We start from the raw sequence: 12,084 nt of genomic DNA on the forward strand, positions 1-12,084 counted from the left end.
GACAAGTGGGCTGTTCCCGGTCTTTGTCGTACTGGCTCTCTGCCGCCAGTGTAAGGCTGTCGGCGCATCATTAAAATTGGTCAGTCCAAAATAAGCCAGATTCGTGAAGTGGATCAACCCACTGCGATTTCTGTTTTGACAGCAGGCCATGAAGGAGTAAGGTAAAAGATAAGTGATATCTATTTATTTTGGTATAACAAGATTGTCAGATTTGAACGATCTTGATCACCGCAACCTCCGGCGATTTTTACAAGGATAAACAATGGAACAAACATGGCGTTGGTACGGGCCGAACGATCCTGTCTCTCTTGACGATGTGCGCCAGGCCGGCGCCACCGGCGTCGTCACCGCACTGCACCATATTCCCAACGGCGAAGTCTGGCCGGTCGATGAGATCAAGGCGCGTCAGGCGCTGTTGGCGGAGAAAGGCCTGGTGTGGTCAGTGGTGGAAAGCATTCCGGTGCATGAAGAGATCAAAACCCACAGCGGCAATTACCTGCGGCATATCGCCAATTACCAGCAGTCGCTGCGTAATCTGGCAGCCTGCGGCATAGATACCGTGTGCTACAACTTTATGCCGATCCTCGACTGGACACGCACCGATCTGGAGTACCTGTTGCCTGACGGTTCGAAAGCGCTGCGTTTCGATCACATCGCCTTCGCCGCCTTTGATCTGCACATCCTGCAACGCGCCGGTGCGCAACAGGATTACACGCCCGAAGAACAAACGCAGGCGGCGGCCCATTTCGCTGCCATGAGCGAAGCGGAAAAGAACAAATTGACCGGCAATATCATCGCTGGGCTGCCGGGAGCCGAAGAGGGATACACGCTCGATCAGTTCCGTGCCCGGCTGGCGGAGTATGATGCGATCGACAAGGCGCAACTGCGCGAAAATATGGCGGTATTCCTGCGCGCCATTGTGCCGGTGGCAGAAGAGGTTGGCGTGCGCCTGGCGGTGCATCCTGACGATCCGCCGCGTCCGATCCTCGGCCTGCCGCGCATCGTGTCCACCATTGAGGACATGCAGTGGCTGAAGCAGACCGTCGACAGCCTTTATAACGGTTTTACTATGTGTACCGGTTCCTACGGCGTGCGTGCGGATAATGACCTGGTGCGGATGATTGATACCTTCGGCGATCGCATCCATTTCACCCACCTGCGCGCCACCTGCCGCGAAGAGAACCCGAAGAGTTTTCACGAGGGTGCCCATCTGCAGGGCGACGTGGATATGGTTGCGGTGATTGAGGCGATCCTCAACGAGGAGCAGCGGCGTCATCAGGCGGGCGATCGCCGGCCGATCCCGATGCGTCCCGATCACGGGCACCAGATGCTGGATGATTTGAAGAAAAAAACCAATCCGGGCTACTCGGCGATTGGTCGGCTGAAAGGGTTGGCGGAGCTGCGCGGCGTCGAGCTGGCGCTTAAGCGCCGTTTCTTCCCTGAATTGCCGTCGTAAAGCGGGAATAAAGCCCAATGGATTTCACGCTGCAGCCAGGCGGCAAGAGCACAAATCCCCAGGAGCTTACATCGGTAAGTGACTGGGGTGAGGGCTAGTAGCCAACAACGCTGCAGCGTGAAAGACGAAGGGCTAGTCGGCGCGGCTCATATAGCGGCGTTCGGCAATATGAATGCGTATTTTGTCGCCGGCGCTGAGGTATTCCGGCACATGAATGGTCAGGCCGGTCGCCATGGTGGCCGGCTTGTTGCGGGCGCTGGCGGAGGCGCCTTTGATGCCCGGCGCGGTGTCGACAATTTCCATATCCACGGTTTGCGGCAGTTCCAGCGCCAGCACCTGGCCTTCCAGCGTCAGTACCTGCATACCCGGCAGGCCGGCTTCGGGAATAAACAGCAACTCGTCTTCGATCTGGTCTTTCTTGAAGATGTACGGGGTGAAATCCTCGTCATCCATGAACACGTATTCTTCCCCATCGATATAAGAGAAGTTCACCTTGCGGCGGGACAGGGAAATGGTGTCCAGAATATCGTCGCCCTTGAAACGCTCTTCTACCTTCAGCCCGGTACGGACGTCGGAGAAACGCATTTTGTATAAGGTGCTGGCGCCGCGGGCGCTTGGGCTTTGCACATCGATGTCTTTCACCAGCAGCAGTTTGCCGTTGTAATTGATCGCCATGCCGCGCTTAATTTCGTTAGCCTTTGCCATATAAAGTAACCTGCAATGAAGAGTATTTGGGAAGTTGCGACAAGTTACTCGCGCCGCTGATTTCAGGCAAGCAGATCGCGCAAAAACAGTGACGGAAAGGGGATGGCGAGTGCCATCCCCTGAGCGGATTTACTGAAATACCGGCAGCAGGCCGAGCAACGCCAGCAGATGGGCGGCGGCGTTGATCACCCCGAACAGAATGATGAACAGGATCATGCCGTGACCACCCGGCGCGCGATACTGTGCCTGTGGGAAGCGGCGGCGGCTGGCGCGCGCCAACATCGCCGGCACGATCACCGCCCAGATGGTGGCCGCCAGCCCGGCGAAGCCGATGGCGTACAGGAAGCCGTTCGGGAACAGCAGGGCGGCCAGCGTTGGCGGCGCGAAAGTCACCAGCGCGGTTTTGCTGCGCCCGGTAGCGTCATCGCTGAATTTAAAGAAGTCCGCCAGATAATCGAACAGGCCCAGCGATACCCCGAGGAATGAACTGGCCAGCGCCATATAAGAGAAGGCGTTCAGCAGTTGGCCAACGGCCTGGCTGCTGGAGACGTTGCCCATTTGCTTGAGCAGGCTGCCGATGTTGCCGCCTTCGGCAATCACCTGTTTGAAGGCGTCGCGGGCGATGTTGCCCTGAATCACATACTGCCACAGGATATAGATCGCCAGCGCCAGCAGCGTGCCGTACACCAGGCTGCGCACCACCGCGCGGCTGTCTTTCCGGTAGTACTTCACCAGCCCCGGCACGTTGCCGTGGTAGCCGAACGACGTCAGCAGGTAGGGCAACGCCGCCAGCGCATAGGGCAGATAGCTGGCCTGGTCATCGCCGCGGTTGAACAGTACCGCCGGTTGCACATGGGTGAACATATCGCCCACCGACATCACAAAGGTGATCACCATCCCGCCGATCAGAATGGTGCTCAGGCGATCGACGGCGCGGGTCGACAACCAGACGATAAACGCCACCACGGCGGCAAACGCCAGCCCTGCGGTGGTTTGGCCGACGCCGACGATGCCTTCCAGCGTATGGGCGATGATCGAGCCGCCGGCGGAAATGTAGGCGTAGGTGAGGATGTACAGCACAAAGGCAATGGACATGCCGTTAATGGCGTTCCAGCCTTTGCCCAGCAGATCTTTGACGATGGTATGGAAGCTGGCGCCGCTTGGGTAATGCAGCGTGGCTTCCAGGATCATCAGACCGGAAATCAGCATGCAGGCCCAGGTATAAATCAACAGCGCCACGGAGCCGCTGAACCACACGCCAGAAGTGACGATGGGGATGGAGAACATGCCGGCGCCGACGGCGGTGCCTGCAATGATCATCGCGCCGCCGAGTACCGAAGGGCGGGCTAGCTTCTGGATGGTGTCCGTGGACATTTTTGCTCCTGAGTGGCCGTGTCGGCCGTGAGTTCTTTTGTACTAGCTCAATGGTACATGTGCATTTGGTGCATGTAAAGCCGTGACTATGCTTGTTTCATGCATTGATTGGCGTTAATTGGCCTGTTTGTGGCGTATTTTTAACCTGTGTGCGAAGGACCGGTTTGTGGCTCTGGAGGCGGGGTGTAAAGATTGGCGGGTAAAGCCGGATTATGCTGGCGGCGGATGAGCCGTGCTGATATTGTCGCGCTTCAATTCCGCCAGCCCACCGGGAGACTCGCTGATGGACTGTCGTGCCGACTGCGGCGCCTGTTGTATCGCGCCTTCAATATCCAGCCCCATCCCCGGCATGCCCAACGGCAAGCCCGCCAATACCCGCTGCATTCATCTGAGTGAGCAACTGCGCTGCGGCCTGTTTCACTCGCCGCTGCGGCCCAAAGTGTGCGGCAGCCTGCAGGCCAGCCGCGAGATGTGTCATGACCATCGCGACCAGGCATTGATCTACCTGATCAAGCTGGAAGCGGATACTGCGCCTTAAGCTTCCACAGGCACAGCGCCGCGCCGACAACCATCGCCAGCGCGGAATAAAACACCGCGTGATAGTTCCAGATCTCCGCCACCATGCCGGCGACAGAACCGGCAATAATCCAGCCCACGCGCGTGGTGTTGGTAAACAAGGTGGTGGCTGCACCCGCCTGTCCGGGCATCAAATCCTGGAAATAGAGCATGCCGATCCCCGCCAGCACGCCGATAAACGCCGCGTTAAGCAGTTGCAGGGCGATCAGTTGCCAGGCGCCGGTGATAAACAACAGCCCAAAATAAAACAGCAGGCCCGCCGCCACCGCGCAGCGCATCAACAAGCGTTTGCCGAAGCGTTTGGCTACCATGCCGGCAATCAGCATGGTCGGTATCTCCAGCCCGGCCGCCGTGCCCATCAGTATCCCGGCCAGCTTTTCCGACAGTTGCAGCTCGTGCACCATATACAGCGGCATATTAATCAAATACATGCCATTTGCGGTCCACATAAAGGTGCAGGCCATAAACAGCAGCAGCGTATCGCGGCGGTTCTGGCGTGGCGCCTCCAGCGTGGCACCGGTTGTCACCTGCGTTTTGCGCATCGACGGCAGCATTTTCCATACCAGTACGCCGCACAGGATAAATGCAGCCGCCGCCGCCAGATACATCACCTTGAAGCCAAAACCCAATGCCAGCGCGAAGGCGATAGGCGGGCCTATTACCCAGGCGAGGGAAACTTGCGCACGCAGGATTGAACTGAACATCACCGCCTCGCGGCCGGTGCGATCGGCGTGTTCACGCGCCAGGGCAAACATCTGCGGGTTGGCGGTGGAGCCGAAACTGGTCAGCATCACGCCCAGGATCAGCAGCAGGTAATAATTGCGGTTCCAGGCGAACAGCACGCAACCCAAAGCGCCGAGCATGCAGCAGAGAAAAATCAGCGATTTGCGATCGCCTTTTTGATCGGAGCGGCGGGCGAGAAACTGGCTGACCAGGATGCCGATGACGGCGCTGCCGGTGAAAAACAGGCCCACCATCGACGGGCGTACCTGCACTTCCGTCGCCAGAAACAGGCTGAGCGTGGGCGTCTGTAAAGCACCGGCAATTCCGGTGAGAAAAGCCACGACGAGAAAGGCCAGCGAAGTGAGATCGGGCGAGCGTCGCGTTACCGCAGTTGATGTAGGCATAAAGGTCAGCAAAGGGCCGAAATAAGGAGGTCGGGTGAATAATACGCCCATTTTTCAAGAAAGAACAAAAAAACAAAAAGCAGTTTCATTCTGCTTAACCGTTAAAAGCGATTATCCGCATAAGCCTGAAAAAGGGCGACGTTGCCGCCGCCCCGTCTGGCGTTTACGCGCCGGCAGGCACGGCGTGCGCGGTGTTTTTCAGCACCGGCCCCTGATACTTCTCAATCTGCAACTGCGCCATCTGCCCGCAATTACCCTGCGCAAGGCTAGAGGAACCCACGTCGAAGGTCAGGCAGTTGACGTTGCCGTTCTTGCACAGCGACCCCGGTTGGGAAGGATCGGCCGGATCGAACCAGGCGCCTTCGCTGATGCGCACCACGCCGGGGCGCACGTCTTCGCTGACCACCGCACCGACCAGGATCTGGCCGCGATCGTTAAACGCCCGCACCAAATCGCCATTGGCGATGCCACGCGATTGGGCATCCTGCGGGTGGATCAGGATAGCTTCCCGATCCGCTACCGCATATTTTTTACGCAGCGGCGTGTTGTCGAGCTGCGAATGGAGCCGGTTGATCGGGTGCGCGGTGTTCAGCGACAGCGGGAACTTCACCGCCTCCGGCCCACGGTACCATTCGTGAGGCGGCATCCAGGTCGGGATGCCCGGGCAGTCCTGATACTGCATTTTGGCAATAGCGTCGGAGTAGATCTCGATTTTGCCGGACGGCGTGCCCAGCGGGTTCAGCAGCGGATTTTCGCGGTAGTCGGCGAAGCGGACCCACTGGGTATTGGCCTCGGGCACCGGGAAACGCACATAGTTGTTGGACTGCCAGAACATGTCGAACGGCGGCAGGGCCACCCGGGCGGCGCGCGCCTGGGTTTTCATGTCGTCGTACATGCCTTTGAGCCACTGGGTTTCATCTTTGCCTTCGGTAAAGGCATCCTGAACCCCCAGCCTGGCGGCCATCGCCGCGAAGATATCGAAATCGCTGCGCGACTCATGCTGCGGCGGCACGCACTGGTGCATCGGGAACACGTACAGCTGCGAATAATCGCCGCCCATTTCCAGATCGTTGCGCTCATAGCTGGTGGTGGCCGGCAGCACGATATCGGCGTGTTTGGCGGTGGCGGTCCAGTAGGGTTCATTCACCACTATGGTATCCGGCCGCTGCCAGGCCTTGACCAGGTTATTGGTGTCCTGATGCTGGTGGAAGGTGTTGCCGCCCGCCACGTACACCATTTTCACCTCAGGGTAGGTAACCTGCGCGCCATTGAAGTTAATGGTCTTGCCGGGGTTGGCCAGGCATTCTGCGATGCGCGCCACCGGGATTGGCGAAGGGGAGTTCTTCGGTGAACTGCCGGCGGAAATACCGGCAATAATGCCGCCTTTCGCCGTCGGGCTGCCGCCGGAGGAATAATGATAGCTGAAACCGAAGCCGCCGCCCGGCAGGCCAACCTGGCCGAGCATGGCCGCTACCGTGACCAACAGCCAGTGTTGCTGTTCGCCATGATGCTGACGCTGAATGCCCCAGCCGCCCATGATCATGGTGCGGTTTTTTGCCATGTCGCGCGCCAGTTGGCGCAACACTTCGGCCTCCACGCCGCAAATGTCCGCAGCCCATTCGGCGGTTTTCGGCGTGCCGTCGTGTTCGCCCAGCAGATAGGCCTGGAACTTGTCAAAACCGACGGTGTAGGTTTTCAGGAAGTCCGGGTTATGCAGTTTCTCGGTCAGCAACGTATGGGCGATGCCGATCAGCATGGCGCCGTCCGTATAGGGGCGCGGAGCAATCCATTGCGCACCGACAAATTTGGCGCTGTCGTTGTGCACCGGATCGATGCTGATGACGCGGGTGCCTTTTTTCTTCAACGCCTCAAACCCGGTCTGGCCGTAGTGATCCGGCACGTTCCAGCTGTTTTTCAGCGTAATCATCGGGTTACAGCCCCACATCACCACCAGTTGGCTGTTTTCAATCACGTTGGGCCAGGCGGTTTGCTGTTCGTAAACCTCCATCGAACCCACTACGTGCGACATGATCACCTGCGCCGCACCGGTAGAGTAGTCACCGGCATAGCCGAGGAAACCGCCGGTCAGGTTCATCAGGCGTTGCAGCAGCGTGCGGCTGTTGTGCAACATGCCGACGCTTTTCCAGCCATAGGAGCCGGCGTAGATAGACTGCGGGCCGTGATCTTTTTGCAAACGGGTGATCTCGTTGCAGACCAGTTCGATCGCTTTATCCCAGCTGACGCGCACCCATTCGTCGCGCCCGCGCAGTTCAGTGCGGCTGCCGGGGCCACCTTCCAGCCAGCTTTTACGCACCATAGGGTATTTGATGCGGTTTTCGGCGTGAACCTGGAAGGGCGCCATGGTGATCAATTCGTTCGGATAAGGATCGTCTTTCACCGGCTGTACGCCGACCATTTTGCCGTCCTGCACTATGGCTTCGAAAGCGCCCCAGTGTGCGCCGGTCAGGATGCCTTTTTGCGCCTGGCGCAGTACCACAAATTGCGGCAGCGCCTGGCTGATGGCTTGCGCCAGAGCGGATTTAGGCCACAGGCCCGCCAGCAGCGGCGCGGCGGCCAGCGCGGTGGCGCCGGTCAGGAAGCGGCGGCGGCTCATTTTTAACGGGTGTTGTTGATATTTGCTCATTGCGCTTCTCCCTTAAAGCTTGGCTGGTGCGGCAGGCGTCATGTCGCTGGCGTGTTTCTGCACGTACTGTGTCAGAACGCGCAGCTGTTCCTGCGTCAGCGAGGTGCGTGGAGCCATGCCTTTAATCACGCCGATCCACTGGTTGGCATTGAAGCGATCGAGGGCGGTCAGGCCGTGACAGCCGGTGCAGTTTGCCGACATCATATCCGCTGCGTAGCGCCAGATTTTTTGCTGATCGTCGATCAGCTGCTTGCGCGGTAGCCAGACCTGCAGTGAAACCTGATGCCATACCAGACCGGTTTCGGCGTCTGTCACTGTATTTCCGGTTTTCAATAGCTTACGGGCGTCTTCACCTAACAGCACGCTGAGGATGCGCTTGCCCTGCGCGGCATAGAACACTTCGAACACGCCGTCTTGTTGCCAACCGGAGACGTTGGCCAGCACTTTGTCGCCGTCTTGTTTCACCACCTGAACTTCGGTGGAAGGCATCAGGTTGCCGGCATTGTGGCTGTCGTCCGGCTTCAGGAAGAACGGCTCGGTGGCAATGGTGTACAAGGTAGTGGCGGCAGGCGAGGTTTCCGCCGCCGCTTTCGCCAGTTCGGCGGCGCCGGCCTGAGTTTCACCGCTCATGTCCGGCAGGATATGCGCCACCCCTTTATGGCAGTCGATGCAGGTTTCGCCCTGTTTGATGGCGACCGGGTGCTGAATGCGCGCTTCAGGCCGCTGGGCGGTGATGTCCATGGCATCGAAGCTGTGGCACGAACGGCAGGTGGCGGAGTCGTTTTCTTTCAACGTTTTCCACACCGACTGGGCCATCGCCAGCTTGTGCGCCTCGTATTTTTCCGGCGTGTCGATGGTGCCAACCATTTCGCCATAAATGTCTTTTACCGCGCGGATTTTGGTCCACAGGTAATCGAGCGGTTCATGCGGGACGTGGCAGTCGGCGCATTCGGCGCGTATGCCTTTGGTGTTCTGAAAATGAACGCTGCCCTGATATTCGGCCAGCGGTTGTTGCATGGTGTGGCAGGAAACGCAGAAGGTGGTGTCGCTGGTTTTATGGAATACGGTGGCGGTACCCGCCAATAGCGCCGCACCGAGGATAATGCCGAGCAGCAGTAGCCACAGCCATCCCCACCGGCGCTTTGTTGTCCAGCCCGTTAGCTTTTTGTTCATGTTGAACCCACTTATAATTATGAAATACCAAGGAAAACCTTTCCCTAAAAGGCGTTGGCCAAAGGCCAATTAACCAGATTAAGTATAAGGTTTATCGGTAAAAACATCTAATACTATAGGGTTATTTCTGGTGTAAAAAAGGGCATTTGGGGGATATTCCAGCGTTATATTCTGTATTATATAACGCGTTTTTACGAAGGATTATGACTTTGTAAACGCCGTCACGGACAGGGTATGAAAACCCTGAATGGGAAATGGTTATTTTGTCGGCAACAATGAGGCTGTCGGTAAATAGAATTGGCCGGTCAACCATAGATGGATGGCGTTGCGGCTGGCTTCAAAATGCGGCTCCGGCAGCGCCTCAGGTAAACACCAGCGCCATTCCGAACATTTTTCCGGTTCTTTCAGTTCCGCCTCGCCGCCAGGATGTTGCGTCAACATGCACACCGAGACCGAATGCTTTCCTTCGGCGCGCCAGGTCTGCAGATTGTTACTGATGCCGATCATGCTTGGCGGGGCGATGATCAACCCGGTTTCTTCGGCGATCTCACGCTGCGCGCACTGCTCAAACGTCTCGCCGGCATCCAGATGTCCACCGGGAATTGACCAGAAAGGGGCGTGTTTGCCGCAGCGTTTGCCCAGCAGGATCTCTCCCTGCGCATTAACGATAATGACGCCTACGCCCGCGACTACAGTCATGCTTCTCTCCGTCAGCAAAGTTTCAGCACAGTATGTCATTTTTGCGCCTCTGCGGATAACCCATAGGCCAAAGTGTGCGTAAGGTCAAAAATCTATCACATCAAAATTGAGAAAACTTGCTTTCAGTCGGGGCTGCTCACACACTGATTGAAACGTTTCAGCGTTATCGGCGCATTGACTGCGTGTCGGTTACGCTCCTTTTTCTCAATGAAGCTGAAACGATTCAATTAAGCAGGAGAGGAGAATCATGTTCCAGTTATCACAGCAAGACATTCACCTGGGCGCCGCCGCCGGCAGCAAGCAGGACGCGATCCGTCAGGTAGCCGCAGCGCTAACCGAGGCCGGCTGCGTCAGCGCCGCCTACGTAGACGGCATGCTGCAGCGTGAGCTGCAAACCTCAACCTACCTGGGCAACGGCATTGCCATTCCGCACGGCACTACCGATACCCGAGATCTGGTGCTGAATACCGGCGTACAGGTCTTCCAGTTCCCTCAGGGCATCGAGTGGGGCGAAGGCCAAACCGCGTATGTGGTGATCGGCATCGCTGCCCGTTCCGATGAACACCTGGCGCTGCTGCGTCAGCTGACGCACGTCCTGAGCGACGACAGCGTGGCCGAACAGATGGCGAAAACCACGTCATCCGAAGAGCTGCGCAGCCTGCTGATGGGCGAAAAGCAGACGGCTGAATTCCAGTTCGACGCTTCCCTGATCGCACTCGACGTAGCCGCAGATAATCTGATGACGTTGCAAGCGCTGAACGCGGGCCGCCTGCAGAAAATCGGCGCGGTCAACGCACAGTTCGTCAGCGACGTCATTACCCGTCGGCCGCTGAATCTCGGGCAGGGTATCTGGCTGAGCGACAGCACCGAAGGCAATCTGACCAGCGCGGCGACCCTGAGCCGCCCGGCGCAGGCGTTTGACGAAGACGGCGAGCAAGTGGCTCTGTTGCTGACGCTGTCCGTCGCCGACCAGCAACCGCTGGCGGTGCTGAACTACCTGGGCGACCTGCTGCTGGCGAACAAAGCTGAACGCCTGCTGAACGCCGATGCCGCCACCGTGTTGGCATTGTTGACCAGCGCGGTGGAAGAAGAAAGCACCATGCTGAGCGCCGAATACGTGATCCGCAATGAACACGGCCTGCATGCCCGTCCTGGTACCGCACTGGTTAACGTGATCAAGCAGTTCAACAGCGAAATTACCGTCACTAACCTGGATGGCAGTGGCAAACCGGCCAACGGACGCAGCCTGATGAAGGTCGTGGCGTTGGGCGTTAAAAAAGGACATCACCTGCGCTTTACCGCCAAGGGTGAAGATGCTGAAGCGGCGCTGAAGGCGATCGGTGATGCGATTAACGAAGGACTGGGCGAGGGCGCAGCATGACCAGAAGAGTAGCCACCATAACCCTGAACCCGGCTTACGATTTGGTGGGCTTTTGCCCGGAGATCGAGCGCGGCGAAGTGAACCTGGTGAAAACCGCTGGCCTGCACGCCGCCGGTAAAGGCATTAACGTCGCCAAGGTGCTGAAAGACCTGGGGATTGATGTCACTGTGGGCGGCTTCCTGGGCAAAGACAACCAGGACGGCTTCCAGCTGCTGTTCAGCGATCTGGGCATCGCCAACCGCTTCCAGGTGGTGCCGGGCCGCACCCGTATCAACGTCAAGCTGACGGAAAAAGACGGTGAAGTGACCGATTTCAACTTCTCCGGCTTTGAGGTGACATCGCAGGATTGGGACCGCTTCGTGACCGATTCTCTGAGCTGGCTGGGCCAGTTCGACATGGTTGCGGTGAGCGGCAGCCTGCCGGCTGGCGTTGATCCCGATGCCTTTACCGACTGGATGATCCGCCTGCGCGCACAATGCCCGTGCATCATTTTCGACAGCAGCCGCGAAGCGCTGGTCGCCGGCTTGAAAGCCGCGCCATGGCTGGTGAAGCCGAACCGCCGCGAACTGGAAATCTGGGCCGGCCGCCCGTTGCCGCAGTTGGAGGACGTGGTTGAGGCCGCGCATATGTTGCGCGATCAGGGCATTGCCCACGTAGTGATTTCTCTCGGCGCCGAAGGCGCGCTGTGGGTTAATGCCTCCGGCGCCTGGATTGCCAAGCCGCCGGCCTGCGAAGTCGTCAGCACCGTGGGCGCCGGCGATTCGATGGTTGGCGGCCTGATTTATGGCCTGCTGATGCGCGAATCCAGTGAACACACTCTGCGTTTGGCCACCGCCGTGGCTGCGCTGGCGGTAAGCCAGAGCAACGTTGGCGTGACCGATCGTCCACAGTTGGCCGCGATGATGGCGCGTGTCGATCTGAAACCTTTTAACCAATAGCAGGAGGCGTA

At 58.3% G+C, this 12,084-nt stretch carries 10 protein-coding genes; 4 read left to right on the plus strand and 6 right to left on the minus strand.

Features of this window, described 5'->3' with window-relative positions:
• The first annotated feature begins 262 nt into the window (after positions 1-262).
• Positions 263-1,456, plus strand: a complete 1,194-nt coding sequence (gene uxuA, locus JK621_RS24200) for a mannonate dehydratase (RefSeq protein WP_212557970.1) — start codon at positions 263-265, stop codon at positions 1,454-1,456.
• Positions 1,457-1,588: 132 nt separating this feature from the next.
• Here uxuA and yeiP read toward each other — a convergent pair whose 3' ends face one another.
• Together yeiP and mtr are read right to left on the minus strand one after the other, a co-directional pair.
• A complete protein-coding gene (gene yeiP, locus JK621_RS24205; RefSeq protein WP_212557971.1) occupies positions 1,589-2,161 on the minus strand; it encodes an elongation factor P-like protein YeiP in 573 nt (190 codons plus the stop codon).
• A 129-nt stretch (positions 2,162-2,290) separates the two neighbouring features.
• Positions 2,291-3,535: a tryptophan permease gene (gene mtr / locus JK621_RS24210; protein WP_212557972.1), complete on the minus strand. Its 1,245-nt coding sequence runs from the start codon at positions 3,533-3,535 to the stop codon at positions 2,291-2,293.
• 283 nt (positions 3,536-3,818) lie between these two features.
• Between mtr and JK621_RS24215 the strand changes: the two genes are divergently transcribed.
• Positions 3,819-4,073, plus strand: coding sequence for a YkgJ family cysteine cluster protein (locus JK621_RS24215; protein WP_004947052.1), 255 nt, complete (start codon positions 3,819-3,821; stop codon positions 4,071-4,073).
• Here the strand turns inward: JK621_RS24215 and JK621_RS24220 are convergent.
• The 4 genes from JK621_RS24220 to JK621_RS24235 all read right to left on the minus strand — a co-directional run bounded on the left by JK621_RS24220 (position 4,045) and on the right by JK621_RS24235 (position 9,754).
• Positions 4,045-5,238, minus strand: coding sequence for a sugar efflux transporter (locus tag JK621_RS24220; RefSeq protein WP_212557973.1), 1,194 nt, complete (start codon positions 5,236-5,238; stop codon positions 4,045-4,047). The two genes, JK621_RS24215 and JK621_RS24220, sit on opposite strands and share 29 nt — an antisense overlap.
• Before the next feature lie 163 nt (positions 5,239-5,401).
• Positions 5,402-7,882, minus strand: a complete 2,481-nt coding sequence (gene torA / locus JK621_RS24225; protein ID WP_212557974.1) for a trimethylamine-N-oxide reductase TorA — start codon at positions 7,880-7,882, stop codon at positions 5,402-5,404.
• Positions 7,883-7,894: 12 nt separating this feature from the next.
• Positions 7,895-9,055, minus strand: a complete 1,161-nt coding sequence (locus JK621_RS24230; RefSeq protein ID WP_212557975.1) for a NapC/NirT family cytochrome c — start codon at positions 9,053-9,055, stop codon at positions 7,895-7,897.
• Positions 9,056-9,313: 258 nt separating this feature from the next.
• Entirely contained in the window at positions 9,314-9,754 is a 441-nt protein-coding gene (locus JK621_RS24235) for a nucleotide triphosphate diphosphatase NUDT15 (protein WP_212557976.1), read from the minus strand.
• 247 nt (positions 9,755-10,001) lie between these two features.
• On the opposite strand from JK621_RS24235, the gene fruB reads away from it, so the two are divergent.
• Positions 10,002-11,135 (plus strand): fused PTS fructose transporter subunit IIA/HPr protein, encoded by a 1,134-nt coding sequence (gene fruB / locus JK621_RS24240; protein WP_212557977.1) that lies wholly within the window; start codon positions 10,002-10,004, stop codon positions 11,133-11,135.
• A complete protein-coding gene (gene fruK, locus JK621_RS24245) occupies positions 11,132-12,073 on the plus strand; it encodes a 1-phosphofructokinase (RefSeq protein ID WP_212557978.1) in 942 nt (313 codons plus the stop codon). The genes fruB and fruK overlap by 4 nt, the downstream gene beginning before the upstream one ends.
• Positions 12,074-12,084: the final 11 nt, after the last annotated feature.

The organism is Serratia plymuthica, from assembly GCF_018336935.1.
Classification (GTDB): Bacteria; Pseudomonadota; Gammaproteobacteria; order Enterobacterales; family Enterobacteriaceae; genus Serratia; species Serratia plymuthica_B.